This is a genomic window from Ferriphaselus amnicola, assembly GCF_000974685.2.
GTDB classification, from domain to species: Bacteria; Pseudomonadota; Gammaproteobacteria; order Burkholderiales; family Gallionellaceae; genus Ferriphaselus; species Ferriphaselus amnicola.
In genome coordinates, this window is the sequence record NZ_AP018738.1 from 1,584,603 (window position 1) to 1,606,994 (window position 22,392).

Sequence of the window (22,392 nt, forward strand, 5' to 3'; positions counted from 1 at the left end):
CCGCCATGATGCTCGCCCTCGGCTTCTTCGTGTTTCAGATGGAAACCCTGCCCTATCAATCGTTCAAGCAAAAGCTGGGCTGGCGGCATCCAGCCACGGCACGGGTCGGCATGCGGCCGGCGCATCAGTACACCGGCCCCGAGGATGAGACCATCACCCTCTCCGGCGTGCTCCTACCTGAGCTGACCGGTGGCCGTCTATCGCTCGACATGATGCGCTACATGGCTGACCAAGGCGAAGCGTGGCCGCTCATCGAGGGCACGGGGCAGGTCTATGGCTACTACGCCATCGAAGGGCTGGAGATCAATAAAGAGCTATTCTTTGCGGACGGTTCCGCGCGGCGCTACGACTTCACCCTCTCGCTGATCCGTGTCGGTGATGACGACCTACACCGTCTCGGCACACTCACCGAAACGCTTAAATCGTTCATCTTCCAGCCATGAAGCATCCAGCACCGGCCTACACCCTGAGCGCCGATGGCACGGACATCACCGGCAAGCTGCAAGGTCGGCTGGTATCGCTCACGCTCACCGATAACCGTGGCTTCGAAGCCGACCAGCTCGACATCACGCTGGATGATAGCGACGGCCAGCTCGCCATCCCACCGCTGGGTGCCTCCATCGCACTCAAGCTCGGCTGGCAGGGTGACGGGCTGGTGGATAAAGGCAGCTACACCGTGGACGAAGTCAGCCACGAAGGCACACCCGATCAGATCACCCTACGCGCCCGCAGCGCGGATCTGCGCAGCGGACTCACCACCGCCCAAACCCGCTCGTTTCACGGCAAGACCCTCGGCGAGATCGTCGCCACCATCGCCGCCGAGAATGACCTCAAGCCCAAGGTCAGCGCGTCACTCAGCAGCCAGCTCATCGAGCACCTAGACCAGACCAGCGAATCATCCGCCAACCTGCTCACCCGTCTGGCCAACCAGTTCGATGCCGTCGCTACCGTCAAGCAAGGCGCACTGCTCTTCATCGTGGCTGGTGGCGGGGTCACCGCCAGCGGCAAGCCGCTACCAGCCGTCAACATCGAGCGAAAGGTGGGCGACCGTCACCACTTCAGCCTGGCCGAACGCGGCAACTACACCCACGTCCGCGCCACCTGGCACGATTACGGTACCGGAACCACTGGAGAAGTGACCTGGAGTCAAGAGGAAGAGGACATTGAGAACGGCAAGCGCCCACCTGCGCCGCCACCCGTCCCCGTGGGCGAATGGAAGAACCTGAGCACGACCTATAAAACCCGTGATCGCGCCCTAACCGCCGCCCGCAAGGAATGGACTGCGCTCTCGGCTAAAGAGCCCACGCGCAGCCGCTACGTCGGCGTCCATGCCAAGTATGACGACCGCCACCTCAAGGCCAGCGGTACGGTCAGCTATGGCAAAGCCGATGTCGAGCAAGCCCAAAACAAAGCGCTCAAACTATCGCAAAAAGACCAAGCCAAACTGACCGAACAGACCCAAACAACTGAGCCCAGCGTCGCCATCGAACCGAGTGCAGACAGCCTCAAGACCCTGCGCCATGTGTACGAATCGCAGAAGTCAGCCAAACGCGCTGCCCGCGCCAACTGGAGCAAACTCAAGCGCGGCATGGCATCGTTCAACATCACCCTAGCGCTCGGTCGCCCGGAGATCATCCCCGAGACCCCCGCCACCGTGCAGGGCTACAAACCCCAGATCGACAATACCGACTGGATCGTCATCAAGGCCACCCACAACCTCAGCAACAGCGGGCTAACCACCGCCCTCGAACTAGAGATCAAAGCGACCGAGCTGGTCGCTTGATGTTATCCACAGAATCGCGTGGTAACTCTGTGCAAAAGTCACAAAAAAGCCCGCGCATCATAACGATGGCGGGCTGCTTTGAATTTGTACTGTTTATCGGCTGAAGTGTCCTACCAGAACTTTCAATCTTTCCGTTTCCTGGACTGACATCGCCAACCTTTGATCCAGCGCGATCTTTTTCTCCCGGTATCTGAAATACGCCACCACTACAACTACAGCAGCAATAAGCGAAATGAGTGTGATAGTTATCATGATGCTTACAACGCTTTGGCGTTACCTACAATCAGCGCAGCCTTCGCGTAGGTATCTTCCAGCACGGTTTTTTCCACTGGATCATTCAAGTTGTAGTCGGCATGCACACGATTCGGCTTGAGCACTTTTCTAGCAACATAGCCAATGGACTGCGCCTTGCGCATACGATCAGGTGTTCCGGCGAAACTTTGTGTGCAATCGATGAGACGAGAGTAAACCTGCTCATGGCTTCCCTTAATTCCCTCTCTGGCAGCAGGTAATCCCAACCTCGTCACAGCATCAAGCGCAGCGTGATAGGCCGCGTAATAAGCGCGATTCACCCCAGTCCTGAAGTCCATCTCAGTGCTACCTTGTTGCCGAATCGAATCAGCCGCATTAAGAAAATCAGTGGGCTGGATCATTGGTCATAAATCCGATAAATACGCTCTGTGTAGGAGCATCTGGCAACTCAGCAAACAAGCGCTCGGTATATTCCCAATCCATCTTTGCCACGGTCGCTGCGGGTAGCGCAATAGGGATCATGATCGTCAATGTATCATCGGATTCAGCAGGCAAAACAGAGGTGTTCCTAACTACCAGAATATGATGATCACGCATCACTTTCCAAGCCAAATCAAGCATGGCATCAACAGATGCTTGGGAGATATTTCTTCTGGATAAAATCTCACCTGCCGTATGAAAAACAGCAAATGTTCTATTGATATGCTCTGTTAATACATTGGCCACGGATAAAGTATGGGTAAACATCTCGAACATTTTAACCTGAAATAGCCCCTCAGCTAACTCAGACTTACTATCAACCGAACTTGGACATTTGAAATCGAGTCTAGATAACGCCTGCACGGCCTCAGTATAAAAACCCGCTGTACTATACGAGGCAGCCGCAAATAAAATTGACTCCTCATCCTGATATTTATTCATACAAATCAGGCAAAACCGATTCATCTCATCATGCTTGCCAGTGAGCGCATAAAACGCCGACATCAACTGATGGTAATCAACCTCATCCGCATGTTTGATGGATTCGATCTCTCTCTTGATCCGCATCATGCTGAAATCAAGAGGAACAACCATCCCGCGTTTACGAATGGCATTCATCTGCTCCAACAGATCGTTAGTTTTTGGTTGTGCTTGTATCATTACTTCCCTACTTTCCCAGCAGCTTCACAAACTCACTCTCATCAATGATCGTCACGCCATTCGCCTGCGCTTGAGCTACTTTTGCGGGGCCAGCATTTGTACCTGCGCATAAATGAGTCAGGTTTTTTGTGACGTTTTTTCGCACAACCATATCGAACAGTTCAGCCTGCTCCTCTAGCTCCGCGCGGCGTTCCTTGCTAAACCCTGTAAACAGAATCTCAATGCTCTCAGGCTTGTCCTCGATCTCATCATCTGATGACTTCCACCCACGGTTAATCACTACGCCGCCGTTTTGTGGATTCTTTCTCGCGGCCCTAGCCCATTGCCTTGGCGATAGCAGCTCGCCCGTTTCACAATCCAGTATGTCCCCGCGCACCCGCCCAATCACAAACGTGCGCTCGTCCTTCGCCTTATGGCAAAAGCCCTCGAAATATTCATCATCGATAGACTGCACTTCAACCCTGCGGTGGCTGTGGTTTCCTTTGCCATCGAGGTAATCGAATTCGATATTGGCGAGGCAGTGTGTCTTGCTGCTGGCTATTCGCCTGAGGCTATTGATCTCGCTCTCAAGGTCTGCTTTTTGTTTATGCGGTGATGGGATTTTCTCATTGGGAGTACTCGGCTCTTGCGGCGGTTCACTCTTTACTCGGAGATCGCAAACTGATCGGTACAGCTTGACCATCCAATAACCGATGGCAACTAATACCCCGATACCCACAATTGGCGATGCTTCATAAATAGCAGCGGGGACAAATGCAAAAATTATCGCTATAAGACCAGAAACAAATCCAGCAGCATGAGCGATAACCCAATGCTTGCCCGCACCGTATCTAATTTTTTGACTGACTACCCACCATGCAAATGGCGGTATTAAAAGGACTGATGCTAAAAGCAATACAGTTCCGCTATTGCTGATGGTTGATGCCATGACTATTTAGACTCAATATCCCGAGCATCAGGAATGCTGGATGCCAGATCTTTTGCCCTTTGTTCGCTAAGGTCGCCATTTAGTTGAAGCACCACATTGCCTTTGACGAAAACCCATGAAAAGAATAGCGCGCTGGATTTTCCAAGTTCTCGGTAATAGTTTGCTAGACGATTTCTATCCGCCATCTTTTTGCAAAAAAAAATCCTCCCACCAGCATCGTCTCCTAGCGACAAAATAGCAAAGCGCGCGCCCTCGCAGACATAGGGTGCGGCACCGTAATTCTTGGGCGACATCAGATACTGGAATTCAATATCTGGGTCATCGAACTTCTCGATAAGTTTATCCATGCTGGGTGATGCTACAGCGCTTGACAAGGTGATGAACTGACCGACAGCAACAAGTAAAACGGTTATAAATTTCATGTTTGGTAATCCTTACCCTACTTTTTCATCGCTGCGCGATTGAGCAAGCGCAGACCCAATCGTCTTATAGGTAGCGCGCGTTTCCTCCGCCATCATCCGATAGGTGCCGACCAAGGCTTGCTCGTCGTAACTCAGATCCGACACGACCGAAGTGCTTCTAACCCCTGTGAGTATGTACAGAACATCAGCACCTGATTCAGCAATGGCCGATAGGTAAGCCGCATCTGGTTGTCGTTTATCCTGCTCATAATTAATCTGCGCGCCCTTAAGCACGCCACCTATCGCACCAAATTCAGTTTGATTTTTTCCAACTCTCTCGCGCTCTAGGCGCAGTCGTTCGCCAATGGTATTCAATTGATATAAATTCCTATTGACAGGTATTCAAACGAATACCATAATGCCCACACTCTCACTGTGATTCACATCCTAACATGAAAAAACAGCGCACCTCCTCAGCCACGCTCAGCCGCGTACCAAACTACGGTGGAAGCAATGCGCGCATCTTGATCTCGCTGAAACCAGAAGAACGTGAAGCGCTGATCCGTCAAGCAGCGCTAGAGCAGCGCACCTTCTCCTCCATGGCGCGCATGTTCATTTTGCGTGGAATGAAGTCAGACATTCCATCAACCGATTCAGGAGACAGCCATGAGTGATAGATATTTTCAAAGTGCAGATGCACTTTCGATATTCACCAACGGGAACCAAGCTGACGAAGAAATCCGGCTTCTGTTCTGTAATAGGCTCATCAGCTTGGCTGATCTTGAAAGCTACCCACGCAAGAAGCAATTCATCGAAGCGTTCTCGACAGATGGGGCAGAGGATGCGCGCCGGGCGGAGGCACTGGCTTTGGCTGATGCTTGCATCGTCCCAGCCAGCTATATCGTGTATTGCGCAGAAATGGCTAATGCCGCTTTTAACCCGTGGGCTGACCACGGCCACCAGCCTGAAATCATCTAGGAGACCAACATGAGTAAAGTGAGTGTAGTCATTCAATACGCCGGCCTGTCGCTGCTGGTGACCAAGAACGACACGGGTGAGGATGTCACCCCCCTCAAACCAATCAGCGATCTGTTCGGTTTGAAGTGGGAAAACCAGCGAGTAAAGGTGACTCACAACCAATTTTTCTCTAAATATTTTGGTATCTGTACCCCCCTTATGGGGGGCGCAGATGGGCAGAATCGTGAGCAAACTTGCATTCTTGTCTCCCGTGTCGCGGCCTATTTGATGACTATCAGCCCTGAGCGCGTTCGGGCGAATGGAAATGAGTCCGGCGCGAACTATCTGGAAGCCAAGCTCAACGAGTGGGCCGATGCCCTGCACGATTATGAAGAGCTTGGAATTGCCGTCAAAAAGAACAATCACAGTTCTGCCCAGCTTGAGTTGGCTCGAATCAACACATCACTCCGCCTAATCGCTGCGAAGCACCGCACCGCGTCATTGGTTGATCGGAAAAGCATTGAGTCGATGCAAGGTGTACTGGCTAAACACATCGGAATCCCCTTTCAGGCTGATCTGGTAGAACCATCCTAACCTTCCAGACATCAAGTCACTACGTTTGAATTTGAGGGGAACAACTATGGACGCACTGGATCTAGCGATACACGGCACCGCGCATGAGGCCAACGGTGGCCTGCCGGCACTGGCGCGGCAGATGGGCGTGGGTGAGCAGGTATTACGCAACAAGGTCTGCCCCACCTCCGACACCCACAAGCTCAACCTGCGTGAGGCATTGGCGATGATGCTACTCACTCACGATACCCGCATCCTCGAATGCCTAGCGCGTGAGCTTGATTGCACCGTTCAGCCGAATCGCTTCCCCGGTGCGCGTGGCATCGTCGATGCGGTGCTGCATTCCGATGTTGAGCATGGTGATGTCGCCCGCTCGGTGATGTCTGCGATCTCCGATGGCAAGCTCACTGAGGCCGAACGTGCCGAGTGCCAGGCTCAGATCGCCGAAGCGATCCAGTCACTGCAAGCCGTCGCCGACGTCGTCCACCGCTCACCTATCATGCTGAGGACAGCCCCATGAAGTCCTCACTGTTTTTTGCGACCGGCGCGCATCGCTTCCCACGATGCGTCACGCCACTCTCTCTCCTCTGCCAGCACTCGGCTGTCGGTCGCTTTTTTATTCTGGGTGAGGCCTGTCATGGCTAAGAAGACGTACCACGCCCCCTATAGCCCCTGCCCGCACTGTGGCAATCCATTAAAGACTCGCCTTAGCCGCCAGCTTTCCGAGCTATCTCGCGAGATCACCATGCAGTGCGAGAACCCTGAGTGCCTATATTGTGCCGTGGTGATTCAGAGCCACCTGCGCGTGCTGCAAAGCAGCATGAACCCGAATCCACGGGTCTTCGTGCCACTCAGTCCTCGCAAATATCCGCTCAACCATGATGGGCAGCTAGATCTGCTGAATAACGGTTAGGAGCCATGATGCAGATCCACATCGAGTTATCCACTCACCCTCCCCCCTGATCGGGGGCGCTTAACCAAATACACCCTGCAAGTCACACCATAAATCGGTGTGCTGGGATTTTTTTTGCCAAAAAACACAAAACCATGAACCCAAGGCTGCTCAACGACATCACCCACAGGCTTGAAAACGACTACGGATTCAAGCCCGATGGCGAATACCTCCGCAAAGGCGAGTGCCCCTCATGCCATAAGCGCGAGATGTACACCAGCGCTGACGAGCCGTGGGTGATCCGCTGCGGTCGGTTGAACAAGTGCGGTGCCGAGTATCACGTTAAAGAGCTCTACCCTGAGATTTTCACCAACTGGAGCGAGCGCCATCCGGTAACCACCGAAGAGCCACATGCCGCCGCCGATGCCTATATGCGCGATGGGCGCGGATTCGATTTGGCTAAGGTCAGCGGCTGGTACACGCAGGAGAGCTACTACAGCCCCGAGCTGAAGCTGGGGTCGGCCACCGTGCGCTTTCCACTGCCCGGCATCGGCTACTGGGAACGCATCATCGACAAGCCCGAGCGCTTCGGCAAACGCAAGGCCACCTTCCGTGGCGACTACAAGGGATGCTGGTGGTCAGCCCCCGGCCTCGATCTGGAAGCCGACGATGTCACCGAGCTATGGATCGTCGAAGGCATCTTCGACTGCATCGCCCTGCTCCACCACGGCATCACCAGCGTGAGCGCGCTGACCTGCAACAACTACCCAGCAAAGTCACTGCTCGCACTGGCTCAAGCGAGACAGGCGCTCGGACGCAAGCTACCCAAACTCGTGTGGGCGATGGATACCGGCAAGGCCGGTGAAGACTACACCCGCAAATTCGTCAGCCGCAGCCGCGAAGATGGCTGGGAATCCGTTGCCGCCCAGCCGCCAACCGGCAAGCTGAAGCTTGATTGGAACGAGCTACACCAGCGCAATAAGCTCGATAGCAAAATGATCGAGGAATCGCTCTATCGTGGCTCCCTGCTCACCGCCATAAGCGCTCACGAAAAAGCCCTGCTGATGTTCAACAAAACAGCCTGGAACACAATTTATTTCGGCTTCGAGAGCAGGTTGTACTGGTTTGAGGTAAACCTAGAAAAATACGGCAAGGCTATGGAAGTACTGGTCGATTCGTTCAAAGATCTGACAGACGACGAGCGGCGCGAGCGCGCAATGATGGAGTCGCACACCCTGCGTGAGATCGCGAACTTCCTGCCGACTGCACTGTACTTTCAGGAAAATAAGCTAACAGATGAGCAGTGGTACTTCTTCAGAGTTGACTTCCCACACAGCGGGGAATCGGTCAAGAAAGCGCTCACTCCACAGCAGGCATCAAAGTCGGTTGAGTTCAAATCCAATATTTTCTGCGCGCCAGGTGCGTACTACACGGCGAACGCAACTCAGCACGACTTCATGATGAAGCGCTGGACGGAAGGCATCAAGGTGGTTGAGGTGCTCGACTCAGTCGGATACAGCAGCACCACGCAGTGCTATGTATTTGGTGATCTAGCCGTTAAGAACGGGAAGTTATACACGCTAAATGAAGAGGAGTACTTCGAGATAGGGAAGATGTCTATCAAGCTCAAGGCAAGAGCGGTGGAATTGAATATCAACTCGGATCTGAATCAATTATCTCGAGACTGGATAGAACTGTTGTGGCAGTGCTATCGCTATAAGGGAATTGCAGTATTGGCATTCTGGCTTGGAAGCCTATTCGCAAAACAGATCCGCAAGAAGCACAAGTCTTTCCCTTTCCTGGAGTGCGTCGGCGAGCCGGGTTCCGGAAAGTCGACGCTGATCGAGTTCCTGTGGAGTCTGTGCGGGCGCTCTGACTACGAGGGATTCGACCCCGTGAAATCTTCGAACGCGGCGCGGGCGCGCAACTTCTCGCAGGTGTCCAATCTTCCCATTGTGCTGATGGAGGGTGACCGCACCGAGGAAGATCGCTTCAAGCAGAGAGGATTCGACTGGGATGAGCTCAAGCCATTATTCGATGGACGAAGCGTGTACAGCCGTGGCATCAAGAACAGCGGAAATGAAACCTATGAGCCGACGTTCGACGGCGCGCTGATTATCAGTCAGAACGCAGAGGTGAAGGCGTCTCCGGCAATGATGGAGCGCATCGTCCATATCGAGTTCGACAAATCGTCGCATACGAATGAAACCAAGGATCTGGCCGATGCACTGCGCGATGTCTCAATGGATGATGTTTCTGGGTTCGTTCTCAAGGCGACCATGGCAGAGAAGAGCATCATGGAAACCTACATCGAGCGCCAAAAGCATTACTACCAGCATATCCGCTCTCTCAAGGGTGTACGTAATGGCCGCGTGATCCTGAATCACTCGCAACTCAGCGCATTTGTCGACTGCTTGGCCTGCATCCTACCGATCGGGAAGCGCGAGCTTGAGGAAACTCATTCATTCATCGAATACATAGCCGTTGAGCGTCAGCAGGCGCTGGAAGAAGATCACCGTATTGTCCAGGAATTCTGGGAGACCTACGAATTCCTCAATGGGAACGACGAAACACCGCGCCTAAACCATGCTCGAAAAGAAGAGCTGCAAATCGCAATCAACCTCAATCATTTCGTCGCTGTAGCCTCCGATTTTCGTCAGCAAATACCAGAGCTTGGCGAGCTGAAAAAGATGCTTAAGACCAGCCGCACGCACAAGTTCGTCGGCATCAAGACGGTGAACAGCGCCATCAATTCCGCCTGGAATGCACGCCGACGCAACGAAGGCGGTGATGAGAAGCCAGCCACCGTCAAGTGCTGGGTCTTTGAGAACCCGAGCCCCAAGAAATGAACCACCCACCAAAGGAGACCACCATGAGACGCTACACCATCACCATCATCAGCGCAGCCGGGCGGGCTGTCCGACATATCATCGCCCAGGCGTTCAACACCCTGTGGGGCGCGCTCTACCTGCGCCCGCCCAAGGATGACTCCGTGATGCGCGTCATCGAATCCGCCATGCGCGCCATGAACGATGTCGGTCGCCGAGGCGATTCCACCGGCGTGTGGCAGATGCGCGAGCTGGAACAAGCCACCGTCCTCGCCGGCATCCACAAAGCCGAAGAGCACCTGCCCAAGATGAACGTGATGGACCTCTACACCTCGTTACAGAAGTTCAAAACCATGCCAGCGGACAACGGCATCAACCACCATGAAGGAGCGACAGCATGAACTGCGATTGCCTAACCGAAATAAAAGCGAAGCTGCTTGAGTATGTTACTCGTCCAAAATATTTCAAGAAGCCCGTGAAGAGATTGGAGCTCTCGGGGATAACCATGCTTTTACAAGATAACAAGTTCGTCACCAGGACATGCTCTCAGGTAGAGGTTGAGTTGGAGGGGCAGAAGAAGAAAGAGACCTTCCCGATGGTGCATTCGTTCTGCCCGTACTGCGGGAAGAGTCAGGGAGATAAAGCATGAACACAAATCTGAAAGCGTATTTCGTCGAGATGAAGATAACAGCTGTAGTGATGGCCGAAGACAGATTCTCGGCTGTTGTTGAGGCGGAGTCCTTGACCAATGAAATCATGATGACTTCCGACGCGAACATCGATCGCGTGGTGTTGGTCGAGAGCCTGGATCAGTTCGCCACGCTCGATCCTGACTGGGATGGCGAATGTGTACCGTTTGGCTACTACGGCAACACCCGTCTCAAAGACCTGCTGCCACAGGAGAAATGCGCGCAGCCATCACCCAGACGGCCATCCTGCGCCGTGAATGGTATTCCGGGAAGTGGAATGGTCTGTGGCCGCGTCATTGTCGGGCTCAAAGAATGCTCGCTTCCATTAGGTCACTGTGAGCATCAAGAAGGAGGTGCAGCATGACCCCCAATACCGAACTCTCCCTGCTGCTCCAGTCAGGCAACTACTTCGACCTGATCAACCCGCGTCGCTGCGACATCGAGATCGAGGACATCGCCCACGCGCTGGCGCACACTTGCCGCTTCGGTGGCCACACGCGCAAGTTCTACAGCGTGGCGCAGCACAGCGTGCTGGTCAGCAAGCATCTGTATCAAATGTCACTTGAGAAAAATACATTCGAGGATACAGGGGGGGTAACTAGAAGAGGATTATGCCTGTCCGGCTTGCTGCACGATGCCGCCGAGGCCTTCATCGGCGACATCCCCGCGCCGCTCAAACGTCTGCTGCCGGATTACCAGCAGATCGAACAGCGCGTCGAGCAAGCCATCTTCCCCGTCTTTGGCATGCTCTACCCGCTGCCCGCCGCCGTCAAACATGCCGACCTGCGCCTGCTCGCCACCGAGCGCCGCGACCTGATGCCCGAGCACGACGAAGCATGGGAATGCCTGAGAGGCATCGAACCGCTCCCCGACTCCATCGACCCGTGGATCCCGCAGGTCGCCTTCGTCCGGTTCATGGAGCGCTATGAAGAGTTGGGAGGTGTGCTGTGAAGATGGCCAAAGCAAACCAAGCCGACTTGGAAATGGCGATGGAGCTGACCAGCTCCCTTGATGTGCTTACCGGATGGTGGCCAATCGTCCCACTAGCCATCGAACAGGTCGGCGATCTTGAAGAAAGTGAACATTTCGACCGCGATGATGCGGAGCAGTGCCAGCGCGTGCTTGGATACCTCCTTGACCTTGCTGACAAGGCTTCACTGCTGCGCGTCACATTCGGCTGTGCTGTGATGCTCGATCCGACCAATGAGCTGGTTGACCCAGAATCCGACAGCATTGATCACCATCCAAAGCGCCAGCAGCGCGACGAGCTGCTGGAGGTGCTGAAATCCATCGTCGGAGAGATCGATGGCCCGAATAAACCATTCAGCGCAGATTCCTACCTGCCGCCACATCTGGTTGAAAAAGCCCGCGCCACCATCGCCAAGACAGGAGGTGCAGCATGAGCACAAACTTATTTCCGCACGTTTATGAGCGTCTGATAAAGGAAAACACTGATTGGCTGCTGGATGCCACAAAGCACATAGAAAACTCGCTTGAGCGGGAGCACATTATTTCGATAATGAATCACAGCGCAAAAGAATATCGCGAGCGCGGATACGAAGAGGCAATGAGTGAGCGTGCGGATGGTAAAGGAGGGAAACCATGAGCTACCAACTTACTGAGCAATCCTTTCTCAAGGACGTTGCCGATCACCAGATGCACGTCCTGATGGATAACGGTGTGTACCGGCACATCCGGTTCAAGCAACCAGACACAGGCTGCTACCACTTCGACCTAATCACTTACCCTGGCTATCTGGTGTACTCGGGCGATATGGGCTGTTACGTCTTTTCTCGGCTGGACGATATGTTCCAGTTCTTCCGCACTGACCGGTGTGACTTTAACTACAACTCCAACGGCCTGAGCATCAACCTCGGATACTGGAGCGAGAAGCTACGCGCCGTGGATGGAAACCGTTCAAATGCCGGTGTTACTGAGTTGGACGAAGATCGCATCAGGCAAGTCATCAATGAATACCGACTGAGTTGGGTGCGGAGCTACCGCCATAAGCTAGACAAGGATAATCGTCGCTGGTTGTGGGAGGATGTAGAAAGCCACGTGCTTGCCAGCGATAACGCCGAAGAAATGCTGCGTTCGGCATACTCCTTCAGCGAGTGGGTAGGTGGCCACAACTTTTGTTTTGATGACCTTTGGGATCACGACTTCACAAAGTACACCCACCACTTCCTCTGGTGTTGCTATGCGCTGGCATGGGGCATCCAGCAGTACGACAAGATGAAAGCTTCAGAGGTGTCAGCATGATCCCCCTCGACTCCATCACCTCACTGCACGTCACACTGTCCATACTGCTGTCGTCCATCACGCCGGACTTCATCAACGGCGGCTTCGAGCTGCTAGCCGGCTTCTTCGTGCTCAACCACTGCCGGGTACTGCACGCCCACAAGCAAGCGCGCGGCGTGTCGCTGGCCAGCGTGCTGTTCTTCACCCTGTGGGGGCTGTGGAACCTCTACTACTACCCCTCGCTGCACCAGCCGCTCAGCTACTACGGCGGCTGGTTCGTGGTGGCGGCCAATGCCCTCTACGTCAGCATGATGGTCAGCTACCGCAGCCGCGAGGATCTGGGCGGCGAGATTTATCTAGGGGTCGGGAAATGAGACCCCTATCCATCCACATCGACCACCTGCGCCAGTTCAGCGCAGATGGTCAGGTGTATCGCGCGTTCCACTCGTTGATCGTGGCGCGCATGGGGGCGCTGTTGCTGGTACCGATGCACCTTGTGTCTGGACGCATCGACACCGTTGTAGATGGCTGCCCGGTGCCGTGGGAAGAGGTGTATGCGGTGCTGGAGTATCCAGTGCGTCCACAAATGGGCGAGGTGCGCGGCGAGTTGTTCAAGCGGGTGCAGATGTTGGCTCAGGTGGGCATTGACCCAGCGGACTGCGACATGGATCACATCTCTCCGATGGTGATGGGACGGGAATCGGTGCTGCGCCTGGTGCATTCCAGCGGGGTCAGATTCGCGGTGGTGCATTGAGTGGATCCTATGCCGCCCTGGCTATCACAGGCAGAAATTGACGATCTATGTGCTCCGCTGACGCAGTACGCGGCTCAGCTGCGCTTCATTCGCGGGCTGGGGCTAACGGTGCGCACCAAGCCAAACGGTGCTCCATTGCTGATGCGCGCCCACTTCGAGGAGGTAATGACTCCGGCGAAGAAATCAAAACACACCAAATGCCAGCCTAACAGCGCTGGATTGCGCCTAGCCTACGCGAAGGGGTAGTATGGTTCGCATGGTCGGTCGCCGAAAAAATAATCCCCTCGGTCTTGAGCCTCGCGTCTATCCAAAGCGTGGGGCGTTTTATTACGTCCACCGAGACAATCGGTGGGAACGTCTCGGCACTGACATTGAGCAGGCCAATAAGCGCGCCAGACTCTACAACGACAGCCAGGGCGAGTACGGCACCATGGCCTACTGGCTCGACATGTTCATCGTCGATTGCGAGGTTCGCGTCAAATCAAAAAGCCTAGCCCAGCGCACGCTGCAAGATTACCGAGCCGACATCGAGCCGCTCAAGATCTACTTCGCCGCGCCGATGCTACCGACCGATATCGAACCAAACCACATCCAGAACTATCTGGAGATAGGCGCGACATCAGGCCGACCGGTACGCGCCAATCGTGAGAAAGCCTGCCTATCATCCTGCATCAGCTGGCTGATCCGAACCGGCAAGGTGGACGGCCTAATCGTCAACCCCTGCATGCGCTCCAGCGGCATCAAGCGCAACGCCGAAAAGAAGCGCGAGCGCTACGTCACCAACGACGAATACCGCGATGTCTATGCCGCCGCACCGCCTCAAGTGCAGGCTATGATGGAATTGACCTACCGCACGCTACAGCGACCCGAGAGCGACATCCTCGACTGGACCGTGGCCAACCTAACTATGAAAGACGGCAAGCGCATCCTGCGTGTCAACCAAGGCAAGACAGGCAAGATCGTTGACATCGCCCTGCCCGAAGACCTACATGCGTTGCTGCAAAAACTGGTCGGCGACATCCCGCGCATCGGAAAGCCGCTGATCTGCGGAAGTCGCGGAAAGTACGCTGGCCAGCGCTACACCTACGATGGCATCAGCTCCATGCTCAAGCGCGCGATCGCCAAGGTCAACGCTGAGCGAGTGAAGAACGGCCAACACCAGATGCCGCCTTTTGGTTTCCGCGACCTCAAGGGAAAAGGCGCGACCGACATGTGGATCTCCGGCATACCCATCGAAGAGATCCAGCTCCTGTGCGGCCACGAAGACAAGACCACCACCGAGAAGTACATCAAGCAACGATGGCGTGAAACGGCTCAGCCCAATCGGGTGATGATGGCCTGATAAATCTGTCTAAGATCGACCAAAAACCCAATAAAAACGAGCCCGAACTTACCATAAAACGGCGATTTATCTTAGACAGGTTCGATGCTGAAACGTAGATATGGCGCGGAATTCAGCCCAGAACGGACTCCCGACTGTTAATCCGCAGGTCCCTGGTTCGAGTCCAGGTCGGGGAGCCAAACAAATCAAGCACTTAGTCAGAAATGACTAGGTGCTTTTTTTCATTCCGAGTGATCCAATGCCGAAAAGTCCGAGGGTCGGCATTAAATAATCCGTGGGTGGGGGCATTGTGTGGGGGAGTGATTGATTTGGAATACCAAGGAAAAACAAAAAAAGCCCGGAAAGCCGCATAAACACTAGGTTCAGGGAAAATTCACGAGCAAAGCGGATTTGGAACAAATTAAACAGAAAAGCGCGTAATCCGCGCTTTTTTGCATTTGATTTGGAACAGTCTAAACATTAAACTGGCCAAATTTGAACGGGATAAAATCTACTGGCCGGGCTTCTTAGCCATGATATACGCATAGGTGCGCTGTAGCTCATCAGTTGCCAGATCGGCAAGCGATTCAGCGCTGAAATTCTTGCGGATGTAGGCTTTATACGCCTCAGGGTCACCAAGCTGGTTATTGCAGCGTGCTTTAATTGCCCCAATACGCGCAGACCGCCACTGCTTATCTTTCGCAGGCGCTGAAGCCTTGCCGCGCAGAATGGCAATCTGCTTGCGAACATAGGCCACCGCAGCATCATACCTATCCGCCTGAATCAAATGATATGACGTAACACCTGCGGCCTTGTTGATCCTAGACCATGCTGCACCAAAGCCAAGAGGCTGCTTTTTAATGGAATTATGGAGCGTTATCCACTCGTCACGCAGCGCAGTCAGCGCGATCTTCTGCTCATTTGAAATCACCCCATCGCCGGGCGTAACGGTCACGCGCGGGCTGCGTGGTGGCTGCGTGTATTGATGGTTATGGATGTCGCCGCCAGCGATTTGACCTGCGGCCACGCCGTCGCCGTTGACGTAGATCACATTGCCCGTAGGTGGGGCGGGCTTCTTGCGTGGCGCGCGCTTCGGTTTGACTGGGGCAGCGATTTCAGCGGACGTAGCTTCATTCAGGGCGGCTTGTAGGCGGACAATCTTTTCATCACGATCAGACATCAAATCTCTCCTTTTTTTTGAGTAAACGAAGCGCCAAAGTTTAATTCCGAACTTTGGCGGTTGGTGCATCCGCAAAACACAACCGCCAAAGTTAAGCAACAGACTGAATTAATACACAAAAACGAAGCAACCGCCAAAGTTCGGAAAAATTAAACTTTGGCGGTTGAAACCCCTTCAAGCCACCAGTTTCAGCACCGATGAAGTGCAAAAGTTCGACATTAAACTTTTGCACTTGAGGTAACTGCAAAAAGCAACTGCAAGAGTTTCATAACTAACTAAATCTAAATAAATAAAACGCACAACTGCAAAAGTTCGGAAAAATCGAACTTTTGCAGTTGCATACCCCTTCAAGCTACCAATTTCAGCGTCGATGAACCGATAAAGTTCGGCGCGAAACTTTATCGGTTGGCGAAATCGCAAAATTCAACCGATGAAGTTAATCAACCGAATGAATTAAAACATAAAAACGACACAACCGATAAAGTTCGGAAAAATTAAACTTTATCGGTTGCCGGTGCCGTTAAGCCACCAGTTTCAGCACCGTCGGGGCGACGATTTTGACGCGCTCCGCATCCCCTTCCACCAGGTCGAGCAGGGCTAGCACGGCCTTGGCCGCCGCCTCGGGTGGCAACGTTTTTTTCTGTGCGATCTGCCAGCGTTGCAACTCCGCCACCACCACGGAAATCAGCTCCGGCGTGAGGCCTCCGGAATCCTCTCGGCGACCTTTATATAGGTAGAGCGGATCTGCGCCATGAGAAATAAATCTCTCTATAACAAACGCACCAGGTTCTACTTTTCCAAGCTCGTACTTACCCCAAACTTCTCTACTAACTAAGCATATATCAGCAACCGCCTGCTGAGATAAGCCAAGCCTAGTACGCTCTGTTTTAATCCTGGCCGAAACAAGAGATAAATTTTTCATATAACCCCCTTGACCATGAGAATCTTATATCTCATAATCCAACCATCAAATCACAACCAAAAGGAAAACCAACATGGAAAAGCATAGCACAGCGCAGCTCAAGACTGCTGCCGAAGCGAACGCCGACCTAAAGCGCAAAGGCATTGCCATCACCGTGTGGGCGCGGGCGCATGGATTAAAAATTTGGGCTGTGCGCGATGTATTGCGCGGCCACCACCAGATGTTGCGCGGAGATGGCCACAAAGCCGCTGTCCTGCTCGGCATGAAAGAAGGCGAGATCGTCGATCTGCCCACCCCGCCGCGCCGTGCGGCCAATACAGCCAACCATCAGGGAGCTTAATCATGAAAAACCCGACATACGTTCAAATCGACCTCAACGCCGCCCGGAATTACGCCGCTGAGAATGCTGATGCCAGCCTTAAAGAAACTCTCGATATGCAAAGCTTTAACGGACACAACCAGATGAGCGTGTATGAGCTCGTGTGTCATACCCATATCAAGGCTGTGCTGAGCTTGGTGCGCTTCGCCTTGGTGCCTAATCCAGCCGCCTATTGCCGCTCGGTCGCGGTGGTAATGGCACTGCGTGCACTCGAAGATAACCATGACCACATCACCCGTTATGAGGACTATGTAAAAATTCTGAGCAGTCTTCATCACTACACCGATGGGACACTCAAGGAATATTTCAAGACTTTCAAATCGTGGGCACTGGCAGAAAACGAGTGGGATAAAACCGGTCTGCTTGAATCAATTGACGGCTGCGCCGCCACCTTGATGTGCGAGGTGATCGCCGGACTTGAGTATCAATACATCGACGATCTCGATGAGTGCGCACTCGAAGCTCCGCTCAAAGCATTCATGAACTGGGTTGAACTTTCCGCTCAGTGCGACCCCAGCTTAAAGGCACTAAACGCGATATGTGAGGCGGCACAACGTGCCGAATACACGTGGCGCAGCGGCACCGGCCTTCATTTTGACTTCATGACCGACCCCATTCTAGCTGCGTATCCTGCCGCCTATAGCGCCACACACGGCCTGACCAACGACTGCACCGAGCACACGGCCGAAGAAGTGCTGCTGTCCGTCTCGCAGCAAGGCTGAACCATGCAAACCCTCGCCACCGTCACCTCCAGCGAGCTGCGCGCCGCGCTGGGCTGGAGCGCGCAGCAGTTCCAGCGCTTCACCACCCGCCCCGAATGGCCCGCCGCCCAAGCGCGCACCGGTCGCGGCGGCGAGAAGCGCTGGGCGATTGCCGAGCTGCCCGCAACGTTGACGATCAAGGGCAAGGTGGTGAAGGTGCGCGAGGTGGTGCAGCGATTCAAGATCGGCACAGTGGTACACGCTGCGGTGGTGGCTGCGCCTGCGCCGATTGCTAGCACCGAAGTGGCTGAAGTTCGCCCAGATCGCTTAGCCGAGCTGACGCAAAAGCAGCGTGATGTGCACGGCGCAATCGACCAGATCGTGCGATTCGTGAATGAATATTGCGGCTCACTGGATGCGGCCATCGCCACGCTTAATACTGGGTATGCCTTGGGCACGCTCAGCGCTGGCTTGCGCTGGTCTTATGAGCACTGCTGGTTTAAGCCGCGCCCAGGCAGCTCGTTGACGCGCAGCACCTATCACAAGTGGTTGGCCAACTTCAAAGTGCGTGGCCATTACGCACCGATGCAGCGAGAAAAAGACTTCAGCATCAAGCCGTGGCACGCAGCAGCCATCGTCTTGCGCCAGCGCCCACAGGGTAGCCAGTTGAGCTGGATCAGCGCGCAGCTCAATGAGCAGTTTGGCGAAAACGCGCCCAGCTACGATGCACTGCGCCGCTTTCTGACTGAGAAATTCAGCCAAAAAGACCAATTAAAAGGCCGCTACACCGGCAGCAAGTTGCGCTCACACCTGTTTTATCAGCACCGGACGGCTGAAGGACTTGCCCCAGCGGATGAGGTACATGCGGACGGATGGAACAGTCACTTTACTGCCCCACACCCTGTCACCGGGGAGTTTGTCACTTACGAAATATGGCACTTCCATGATGTAGCCACGCGCTATGTCACCACGCCGGGCATTGGCCTGACCGAGAACGCTGAAGTCATTGCCAAAGGGTTGGAAAACGTCATCCGCGAGCTAGGAATTCCGGTGCATCTGCAAACCGACTCTACCAAGGTGGTACGCGGATCGGAGCGATTCACCAAGGCGATGAATTCGCTGGAAGAGCGGCTGGGTTTCACCTGGGTACACCCACAAGAGGTGGGTAACTCTCAAGCCAACGGTATCCCGGAAAACTTCAACACCTCGTATCTGGACAAGCGCAGCCGCGAGCTGGCGACCTATCAGAACAAAAACAGCATGGACGACTTGACCTTCAAGCGCGTGAAGAAGCTCACCGGCGAAATGGTGAAGGCCGCGAAAGAAGGTGATTCAGCCCTGTGGCTGGCCAAGAAAAAAGAAGCCACCCGCATGGGTAAAGGGCTGGTGTTTGAGAGCTATGACCAAGCCGTGGACTGGATCCTGCTGATCCACGATGAATACAACGACCGCCCCCACCGCGCCCTGCCTCGTGTACGTGATACCGGCACCGGAAAGATGCGCCACCAGACCCCGCGCGAATCACTCAATGAGCACCGCGCCAATGGATGGTCTCCCATTGAACTGAGCGAGGCTGAGCTGATTGATGCCTTCAGGCCGCATGTGATCGTGAAGGTCACCCGCGAAACCGTTTCTCCCTACGGCGGGATGCGCTATCGCAATACTGAGGTGCTTGGGCACTGGAACGGAAAGCAGGTGATCGTCGCTTACGACATCGCGGACTACAGCCAAGTGTGGGTCAAGGGCATGGACGGCACGCTGATCTGCGAGGCCAAGTTCGTCGAATCCACCGGCTACCGAACTGACACCGCCAAGAACATGGGTGAGGAAAAACGCATGTTGGCCACCCTGCGTCGCCTGGATAAAAAGCGTGACCAGGTGCTGGAGCGTGCTGGGGTGAAGGTCATCGAGCATCAAGACCTGAAACCTGTGCAGTTCCCCGAGATTGAGCGCGAGCCCGAGCTGATTCCGGTGGAGTTCGCGCCTATCGAGCCAGTGCGTGAAATGAGCTGGGACGACACCTGCAAGATGCTGTGGGGAACCCCACCGCCTGAAGAATCTGGGGATGACACCCCAAATAAAGTGGCCGCCCGATAGCGCCAACTATCGAACGGCCTGAGTGCAACTATGAAACGCAAAGGGAGTTTAGCATGAAGACGCAATTTGTAAAAAACAGCAATTGGCAGACCTTCGCCACCGCCGTGACCACGCTGGATAACCGGGGATCGAAAGAAGCCTCGATCATCCTGCTGCACGGTGAGCCGGGCACGGGTAAATCTCGCGCGGTGGATCGCTTTGGCTCGGATCGCAACGGCGTGTATCTGCAAGGGATGCCGGACATGACGGTGAGCTTCACCACCGATTATCTGGCCGACAGGCTGTGCGTAAAAGAAGCGCGTGCTTTCGCAAAATATAACGCGATCATCAAGAGCCTGCACGAATCGCAGTCGCCGATCATTCTGGATGAGGCGCAGCACGCCGCCATCGGCAAGGCCAAGCCACTGGAATACCTGCGCCGCGTGGCCGAACAAGCCAACGTGCTGCTGGTGCTGGTGTGCCATACCTCCGAGCGCCACCTGTTCAACGACAACCGCATGGCGCACATCAATACCCGCATCACCTCGCAGCCGAAGTTTCAACTGGCCAATGCGGCCGACGTGGCGCACTACCTGCAGGACTTGTGCGAAGTGTCAGTGGATGACGTCATCGCCGAGCAGGTTAGAGCGCAGAGCGAAGGGCGCTACCGCCTCATTAACAACGCCATCAAGAGTCTGGAAGCCATCGCCGCGCAGAAAGGAAAGTCGGCCTTGAGCGGGGCGGATGTGAAGGGCGTGAAGCTGTGCCAAGACGTAATGAAGCAGACTGAGGTGCGTAAATGACCAAGGGACAAACTGCCCCACGGACGGTAACCGCTGGCCTGCGCCAACGTGCCTGGTGGATCCTGCGCAATCGCAAGGAGACCACCCTGCCGCAGTTGCTCAGTACGCTGGCCGATGGCCAAGAGAAAGATGCCACCAGCAATCTGGGTAAATACCTACGGGCACTGGAGCGCGCGGGCATCGTCAGCCGTGCGGCCAAACGTGTGCCTGGAAACGATCCCACCAGCAACGGCCATATTCGCTACCTGCTTCAAATCGACTGTGGCAGCTCAGCGCCGGTATATCGCGTCAGCCAAAACGCGGTGTATGCGCCTGATACCCAAACTCTCTACCCGATGGATACGGAGGTGCGCAATGGCTGATGCAGAGGTTTTGGCTTGGGCCAAGCGCTACGCCGACCAGCACAGCATCCAGAAGCTTGCGGATCTGGTGGGCTACAAGCGCACCTCCCTGTCGCTCTATCTGAGCGACAAGTATCCCGCTGACCCCAAGGGCATCGAGCTGGAGTTGCGTCGCCATATGAGCAGCCGGATGTGCCCGTATCTAGAGATTGAAATCATGGCGGACGACTGCGCCCGACGCGCCGCACGGCCACGCCCCCATCAAAGTGGAAGCGCGATGGAAGAACACTGGATGGCATGTCAGAACTGTTCAAACAAAGGAGTGAGTCATGAGTGAGAACTTCAAAACTTTACTGGGAATCGTGGCCTTTGTTGCTGTGCTGGCCTTCTTCGCCAAGATGGACTACGTCGCCGAACTGGAGACGGAAAACCAGACGCTGAAGATCAAGGCCGCCCAGTGCCAAGGCAGCAAGGTTGTGTTTGCGGAGAGCCGTGATGAATGAGATCAGATGCCGAGCAAGAAATGTTCGAGGAACGCGCGGCCATCATGGAATTTTACGGCGGGCTGACGCGCGCCGAGGCCGAGGCGCGGGCGCGCCAAGCACTGCCACCGACCACGCCCGAACTTCCCACCGCCAAGGCCACAGCGGGCTACTTGGCCTTTAAGGAATTTTGGCATCACCAACGAAAGGAGAAATGACATGCCCCCAAAAACTCGACTGAAAGCTAAAGCACAAATCGACGTGCCACAAACCACCGCCGAAGCCGCTACCGACATCAAGCAGATCGGCGACCTCCAGCGCCAGATGCTGCGTGAGACCACCGCGATGAACGATGCCATCGCCGAGATCACCAAGCAATACCAGCCCAGGCTGGAAGAGGCTGGCAAGCAGATCGAGGATCTGCAAAAGGGTGTGCAAGCCTACTGCGAAGCGCACCGCGAAGAGCTGTGTGGAAAAGGCAAAAGCAGCAACTTCATTACCGGCGAGGTCGGCTGGCGGCAACGCCCGCCCAGTGTACGCATCACCGGGGCGGAGGCCGTCATCGAAACGCTGTTTCGGCTAAGGCTGGGGCGCTTCGTGCGCGTCAAAAACGAAGTGGCGAAAGACCTCATCCTCAACGAGCAAGAGGCCGTCAAAGGTGTGGCGGGCATCGCCGTTGTGACTGGTGTCGAGGATTTCTTCATCGTGCCATTCGAGGTGAATGCGCAATGAATTTGACATGCGCCATT

The 22,392-nt window shown here is 54.7% G+C and carries 34 protein-coding genes; 27 read left to right on the forward strand and 7 right to left on the reverse strand.

Translation table 11 applies throughout. The features are described from left to right. Positions 1–5 precede the first annotated feature (5 nt). Complete coding sequence (locus OYT1_RS07890; RefSeq protein WP_062627556.1) at positions 6–443, forward strand: phage tail protein; 438 nt, start codon at positions 6–8, stop codon at positions 441–443. After that, positions 440–1,783 (forward strand): contractile injection system protein, VgrG/Pvc8 family, encoded by a 1,344-nt coding sequence (locus OYT1_RS07895; protein ID WP_062627557.1) that lies wholly within the window; start codon positions 440–442, stop codon positions 1,781–1,783. The genes OYT1_RS07890 and OYT1_RS07895 overlap by 4 nt, the downstream gene beginning before the upstream one ends. Before the next feature lie 257 nt (positions 1,784–2,040). On the opposite strand, the gene OYT1_RS13565 is transcribed toward OYT1_RS07895, so the two are convergent. Genes OYT1_RS13565 through OYT1_RS07915 form a run of 5 tightly spaced genes read right to left on the reverse strand, consistent with a single transcriptional unit; the run spans position 2,041 to position 4,879 of the window. Next, positions 2,041–2,436, reverse strand: a complete 396-nt coding sequence (locus OYT1_RS13565) for a hypothetical protein (protein WP_145983688.1) — start codon at positions 2,434–2,436, stop codon at positions 2,041–2,043. Further along, positions 2,420–3,175 (reverse strand): hypothetical protein, encoded by a 756-nt coding sequence (locus OYT1_RS07900; RefSeq protein WP_062627558.1) that lies wholly within the window; start codon positions 3,173–3,175, stop codon positions 2,420–2,422. Before OYT1_RS07900 ends, OYT1_RS13565 begins: the two co-directional genes overlap by 17 nt. Before the next feature lie 7 nt (positions 3,176–3,182). Continuing rightward, on the reverse strand, positions 3,183–4,103 hold the full coding sequence (locus OYT1_RS07905) for a BRCT domain-containing protein (protein ID WP_062627559.1): 921 nt from the start codon (positions 4,101–4,103) through the stop codon (positions 3,183–3,185). Positions 4,104–4,105: 2 nt separating this feature from the next. Beyond that, complete coding sequence (locus tag OYT1_RS07910; RefSeq protein WP_062627560.1) at positions 4,106–4,525, reverse strand: hypothetical protein; 420 nt, start codon at positions 4,523–4,525, stop codon at positions 4,106–4,108. Positions 4,526–4,537: 12 nt separating this feature from the next. After that, the gene (locus OYT1_RS07915; protein WP_197714072.1) at positions 4,538–4,879 is read right to left on the reverse strand and encodes a helix-turn-helix domain-containing protein; all 342 of its coding nucleotides are present in this window, start codon (positions 4,877–4,879) and stop codon (positions 4,538–4,540) included. Positions 4,880–4,956: 77 nt separating this feature from the next. Between OYT1_RS07915 and OYT1_RS07920 the strand changes: the two genes are divergently transcribed. The 16 genes from OYT1_RS07920 to OYT1_RS08000 all read left to right on the forward strand — a co-directional run bounded on the left by OYT1_RS07920 (position 4,957) and on the right by OYT1_RS08000 (position 14,780). Further along, positions 4,957–5,178, forward strand: coding sequence for a hypothetical protein (locus OYT1_RS07920; RefSeq protein WP_062627562.1), 222 nt, complete (start codon positions 4,957–4,959; stop codon positions 5,176–5,178). Continuing rightward, a complete protein-coding gene (locus OYT1_RS07925; RefSeq protein WP_062627563.1) occupies positions 5,171–5,482 on the forward strand; it encodes a hypothetical protein in 312 nt (103 codons plus the stop codon). The genes OYT1_RS07920 and OYT1_RS07925 overlap by 8 nt, the downstream gene beginning before the upstream one ends. Positions 5,483–5,491: 9 nt before the next feature. Further along, the gene (locus OYT1_RS07930) at positions 5,492–6,055 is read left to right on the forward strand and encodes a phage antirepressor N-terminal domain-containing protein (protein WP_062627564.1); all 564 of its coding nucleotides are present in this window, start codon (positions 5,492–5,494) and stop codon (positions 6,053–6,055) included. Between the two features lie 46 nt (positions 6,056–6,101). Then, positions 6,102–6,554 carry a phage regulatory CII family protein gene (locus OYT1_RS07935; protein WP_062627565.1) on the forward strand — a complete coding sequence of 151 codons (453 nt, stop codon included), beginning with the start codon at positions 6,102–6,104 and terminating at the stop codon, positions 6,552–6,554. Between the two features lie 117 nt (positions 6,555–6,671). After that, a complete protein-coding gene (locus OYT1_RS07940; RefSeq protein ID WP_084612074.1) occupies positions 6,672–6,947 on the forward strand; it encodes an ogr/Delta-like zinc finger family protein in 276 nt (91 codons plus the stop codon). A gap of 134 nt (positions 6,948–7,081) precedes the next feature. Next, the gene (locus tag OYT1_RS07945; RefSeq protein WP_062627566.1) at positions 7,082–9,775 is read left to right on the forward strand and encodes a toprim domain-containing protein; all 2,694 of its coding nucleotides are present in this window, start codon (positions 7,082–7,084) and stop codon (positions 9,773–9,775) included. A gap of 23 nt (positions 9,776–9,798) precedes the next feature. Next, the gene (locus OYT1_RS07950) at positions 9,799–10,155 is read left to right on the forward strand and encodes a hypothetical protein (protein ID WP_145983689.1); all 357 of its coding nucleotides are present in this window, start codon (positions 9,799–9,801) and stop codon (positions 10,153–10,155) included. Positions 10,156–10,399: 244 nt separating this feature from the next. Next, positions 10,400–10,807 carry a hypothetical protein gene (locus OYT1_RS07960; RefSeq protein ID WP_062627569.1) on the forward strand — a complete coding sequence of 136 codons (408 nt, stop codon included), beginning with the start codon at positions 10,400–10,402 and terminating at the stop codon, positions 10,805–10,807. After that, the gene (locus OYT1_RS07965) at positions 10,804–11,394 is read left to right on the forward strand and encodes a YfbR-like 5'-deoxynucleotidase (protein ID WP_062627570.1); all 591 of its coding nucleotides are present in this window, start codon (positions 10,804–10,806) and stop codon (positions 11,392–11,394) included. The genes OYT1_RS07960 and OYT1_RS07965 overlap by 4 nt, the downstream gene beginning before the upstream one ends. A gap of 2 nt (positions 11,395–11,396) precedes the next feature. Further along, positions 11,397–11,846: a hypothetical protein gene (locus tag OYT1_RS07970; protein ID WP_062627571.1), complete on the forward strand. Its 450-nt coding sequence runs from the start codon at positions 11,397–11,399 to the stop codon at positions 11,844–11,846. Beyond that, positions 11,843–12,049, forward strand: coding sequence for a hypothetical protein (locus tag OYT1_RS07975; protein WP_062627572.1), 207 nt, complete (start codon positions 11,843–11,845; stop codon positions 12,047–12,049). The genes OYT1_RS07970 and OYT1_RS07975 overlap by 4 nt, the downstream gene beginning before the upstream one ends. Then, the gene (locus OYT1_RS07980) at positions 12,046–12,705 is read left to right on the forward strand and encodes a hypothetical protein (RefSeq protein WP_062627573.1); all 660 of its coding nucleotides are present in this window, start codon (positions 12,046–12,048) and stop codon (positions 12,703–12,705) included. Before OYT1_RS07975 ends, OYT1_RS07980 begins: the two co-directional genes overlap by 4 nt. Then, positions 12,654–13,058, forward strand: a complete 405-nt coding sequence (locus tag OYT1_RS07985; protein WP_145983691.1) for a hypothetical protein — start codon at positions 12,654–12,656, stop codon at positions 13,056–13,058. Before OYT1_RS07980 ends, OYT1_RS07985 begins: the two co-directional genes overlap by 52 nt. Further along, positions 13,055–13,438: a hypothetical protein gene (locus OYT1_RS07990; RefSeq protein WP_062627575.1), complete on the forward strand. Its 384-nt coding sequence runs from the start codon at positions 13,055–13,057 to the stop codon at positions 13,436–13,438. Before OYT1_RS07985 ends, OYT1_RS07990 begins: the two co-directional genes overlap by 4 nt. A 9-nt stretch (positions 13,439–13,447) precedes the next feature. After that, complete coding sequence (locus OYT1_RS07995) at positions 13,448–13,684, forward strand: hypothetical protein (protein WP_062627576.1); 237 nt, start codon at positions 13,448–13,450, stop codon at positions 13,682–13,684. 1 nt (position 13,685) lies between these two features. Further along, positions 13,686–14,780 (forward strand): tyrosine-type recombinase/integrase, encoded by a 1,095-nt coding sequence (locus OYT1_RS08000; protein ID WP_232013143.1) that lies wholly within the window; start codon positions 13,686–13,688, stop codon positions 14,778–14,780. A 490-nt stretch (positions 14,781–15,270) separates the two neighbouring features. On the opposite strand, the gene OYT1_RS08005 is transcribed toward OYT1_RS08000, so the two are convergent. Both OYT1_RS08005 and OYT1_RS08010 read right to left on the reverse strand, forming a co-directional pair. Then, the gene (locus OYT1_RS08005) at positions 15,271–15,939 is read right to left on the reverse strand and encodes a hypothetical protein (protein ID WP_062627765.1); all 669 of its coding nucleotides are present in this window, start codon (positions 15,937–15,939) and stop codon (positions 15,271–15,273) included. Positions 15,940–16,459: 520 nt separating this feature from the next. Next, positions 16,460–16,861, reverse strand: coding sequence for a helix-turn-helix domain-containing protein (locus OYT1_RS08010; RefSeq protein ID WP_119283517.1), 402 nt, complete (start codon positions 16,859–16,861; stop codon positions 16,460–16,462). Between the two features lie 73 nt (positions 16,862–16,934). Here OYT1_RS08010 and OYT1_RS08015 point away from each other — a divergent pair, with 73 nt between their 5' ends. From OYT1_RS08015 to OYT1_RS08050, 9 genes are read left to right on the forward strand one after another with little or no spacing between them, the layout of a single operon-like run. Continuing rightward, positions 16,935–17,201 (forward strand): helix-turn-helix domain-containing protein, encoded by a 267-nt coding sequence (locus OYT1_RS08015; protein ID WP_062627764.1) that lies wholly within the window; start codon positions 16,935–16,937, stop codon positions 17,199–17,201. Positions 17,202–17,203: 2 nt separating this feature from the next. Next, a complete protein-coding gene (locus tag OYT1_RS08020; protein ID WP_062627763.1) occupies positions 17,204–17,962 on the forward strand; it encodes a hypothetical protein in 759 nt (252 codons plus the stop codon). Between the two features lie 3 nt (positions 17,963–17,965). Next, positions 17,966–20,038 (forward strand): Mu transposase C-terminal domain-containing protein, encoded by a 2,073-nt coding sequence (locus tag OYT1_RS08025; RefSeq protein ID WP_062627762.1) that lies wholly within the window; start codon positions 17,966–17,968, stop codon positions 20,036–20,038. 53 nt (positions 20,039–20,091) lie between these two features. Then, on the forward strand, positions 20,092–20,820 hold the full coding sequence (locus OYT1_RS08030; RefSeq protein ID WP_062627761.1) for an ATP-binding protein: 729 nt from the start codon (positions 20,092–20,094) through the stop codon (positions 20,818–20,820). Continuing rightward, positions 20,817–21,182 (forward strand): hypothetical protein, encoded by a 366-nt coding sequence (locus tag OYT1_RS08035; protein WP_062627760.1) that lies wholly within the window; start codon positions 20,817–20,819, stop codon positions 21,180–21,182. The genes OYT1_RS08030 and OYT1_RS08035 overlap by 4 nt, the downstream gene beginning before the upstream one ends. Then, entirely contained in the window at positions 21,175–21,498 is a 324-nt protein-coding gene (locus OYT1_RS08040) for a hypothetical protein (RefSeq protein ID WP_062627759.1), read from the forward strand. Before OYT1_RS08035 ends, OYT1_RS08040 begins: the two co-directional genes overlap by 8 nt. Further along, complete coding sequence (locus OYT1_RS13665) at positions 21,491–21,664, forward strand: hypothetical protein (RefSeq protein ID WP_172588524.1); 174 nt, start codon at positions 21,491–21,493, stop codon at positions 21,662–21,664. Before OYT1_RS08040 ends, OYT1_RS13665 begins: the two co-directional genes overlap by 8 nt. Next, positions 21,661–21,861 (forward strand): hypothetical protein, encoded by a 201-nt coding sequence (locus tag OYT1_RS08045; protein WP_062627758.1) that lies wholly within the window; start codon positions 21,661–21,663, stop codon positions 21,859–21,861. Before OYT1_RS13665 ends, OYT1_RS08045 begins: the two co-directional genes overlap by 4 nt. A gap of 1 nt (position 21,862) precedes the next feature. Next, positions 21,863–22,375 carry a host-nuclease inhibitor Gam family protein gene (locus tag OYT1_RS08050; protein ID WP_062627757.1) on the forward strand — a complete coding sequence of 171 codons (513 nt, stop codon included), beginning with the start codon at positions 21,863–21,865 and terminating at the stop codon, positions 22,373–22,375. Positions 22,376–22,392 lie beyond the last annotated feature (17 nt).

Bases quoted from the DNA above. Each gene is read 5' to 3' on its own strand.
- OYT1_RS08015 (WP_062627764.1), top strand. From the start codon at position 16,935: ATGGAAAAGCATAGCACAGCGCAGCTCAAGACTGCTGCCGAAGCGAAC.
- OYT1_RS07945 (WP_062627566.1), top strand. From the start codon at position 7,082: ATGAACCCAAGGCTGCTCAACGACATCACCCACAGGCTTGAAAACGAC.
- OYT1_RS07925 (WP_062627563.1), top strand. From the start codon at position 5,171: ATGAGTGATAGATATTTTCAAAGTGCAGATGCACTTTCGATATTCACC.
- OYT1_RS07985 (WP_145983691.1), top strand. From the start codon at position 12,654: ATGGGGCATCCAGCAGTACGACAAGATGAAAGCTTCAGAGGTGTCAGC.
- OYT1_RS07980 (WP_062627573.1), top strand. From the start codon at position 12,046: ATGAGCTACCAACTTACTGAGCAATCCTTTCTCAAGGACGTTGCCGAT.
- OYT1_RS07895 (WP_062627557.1), top strand. From the start codon at position 440: ATGAAGCATCCAGCACCGGCCTACACCCTGAGCGCCGATGGCACGGAC.
- OYT1_RS13565 (WP_145983688.1), bottom strand. From the start codon at position 2,436: ATGATCCAGCCCACTGATTTTCTTAATGCGGCTGATTCGATTCGGCAA.
- OYT1_RS07905 (WP_062627559.1), bottom strand. From the start codon at position 4,103: ATGGCATCAACCATCAGCAATAGCGGAACTGTATTGCTTTTAGCATCA.
- OYT1_RS07995 (WP_062627576.1), top strand. From the start codon at position 13,448: ATGCCGCCCTGGCTATCACAGGCAGAAATTGACGATCTATGTGCTCCG.
- OYT1_RS08030 (WP_062627761.1), top strand. From the start codon at position 20,092: ATGAAGACGCAATTTGTAAAAAACAGCAATTGGCAGACCTTCGCCACC.
- OYT1_RS07960 (WP_062627569.1), top strand. From the start codon at position 10,400: ATGAACACAAATCTGAAAGCGTATTTCGTCGAGATGAAGATAACAGCT.
- OYT1_RS08035 (WP_062627760.1), top strand. From the start codon at position 20,817: ATGACCAAGGGACAAACTGCCCCACGGACGGTAACCGCTGGCCTGCGC.
- OYT1_RS07935 (WP_062627565.1), top strand. From the start codon at position 6,102: ATGGACGCACTGGATCTAGCGATACACGGCACCGCGCATGAGGCCAAC.
- OYT1_RS07910 (WP_062627560.1), bottom strand. From the start codon at position 4,525: ATGAAATTTATAACCGTTTTACTTGTTGCTGTCGGTCAGTTCATCACC.
- OYT1_RS08040 (WP_062627759.1), top strand. From the start codon at position 21,175: ATGGCTGATGCAGAGGTTTTGGCTTGGGCCAAGCGCTACGCCGACCAG.
- OYT1_RS07950 (WP_145983689.1), top strand. From the start codon at position 9,799: ATGAGACGCTACACCATCACCATCATCAGCGCAGCCGGGCGGGCTGTC.
- OYT1_RS08045 (WP_062627758.1), top strand. From the start codon at position 21,661: ATGAGATCAGATGCCGAGCAAGAAATGTTCGAGGAACGCGCGGCCATC.
- OYT1_RS08020 (WP_062627763.1), top strand. From the start codon at position 17,204: ATGAAAAACCCGACATACGTTCAAATCGACCTCAACGCCGCCCGGAAT.
- OYT1_RS08000 (WP_232013143.1), top strand. From the start codon at position 13,686: ATGGTTCGCATGGTCGGTCGCCGAAAAAATAATCCCCTCGGTCTTGAG.
- OYT1_RS08005 (WP_062627765.1), bottom strand. From the start codon at position 15,939: ATGTCTGATCGTGATGAAAAGATTGTCCGCCTACAAGCCGCCCTGAAT.
- OYT1_RS07970 (WP_062627571.1), top strand. From the start codon at position 11,397: ATGGCCAAAGCAAACCAAGCCGACTTGGAAATGGCGATGGAGCTGACC.
- OYT1_RS07890 (WP_062627556.1), top strand. From the start codon at position 6: ATGATGCTCGCCCTCGGCTTCTTCGTGTTTCAGATGGAAACCCTGCCC.
- OYT1_RS07920 (WP_062627562.1), top strand. From the start codon at position 4,957: ATGAAAAAACAGCGCACCTCCTCAGCCACGCTCAGCCGCGTACCAAAC.
- OYT1_RS08025 (WP_062627762.1), top strand. From the start codon at position 17,966: ATGCAAACCCTCGCCACCGTCACCTCCAGCGAGCTGCGCGCCGCGCTG.
- OYT1_RS07975 (WP_062627572.1), top strand. From the start codon at position 11,843: ATGAGCACAAACTTATTTCCGCACGTTTATGAGCGTCTGATAAAGGAA.
- OYT1_RS07930 (WP_062627564.1), top strand. From the start codon at position 5,492: ATGAGTAAAGTGAGTGTAGTCATTCAATACGCCGGCCTGTCGCTGCTG.
- OYT1_RS07990 (WP_062627575.1), top strand. From the start codon at position 13,055: ATGAGACCCCTATCCATCCACATCGACCACCTGCGCCAGTTCAGCGCA.
- OYT1_RS07900 (WP_062627558.1), bottom strand. From the start codon at position 3,175: ATGATACAAGCACAACCAAAAACTAACGATCTGTTGGAGCAGATGAAT.
- OYT1_RS07940 (WP_084612074.1), top strand. From the start codon at position 6,672: ATGGCTAAGAAGACGTACCACGCCCCCTATAGCCCCTGCCCGCACTGT.
- OYT1_RS08050 (WP_062627757.1), top strand. From the start codon at position 21,863: ATGCCCCCAAAAACTCGACTGAAAGCTAAAGCACAAATCGACGTGCCA.
- OYT1_RS07965 (WP_062627570.1), top strand. From the start codon at position 10,804: ATGACCCCCAATACCGAACTCTCCCTGCTGCTCCAGTCAGGCAACTAC.
- OYT1_RS13665 (WP_172588524.1), top strand. From the start codon at position 21,491: ATGAGTGAGAACTTCAAAACTTTACTGGGAATCGTGGCCTTTGTTGCT.
- OYT1_RS08010 (WP_119283517.1), bottom strand. From the start codon at position 16,861: ATGAAAAATTTATCTCTTGTTTCGGCCAGGATTAAAACAGAGCGTACT.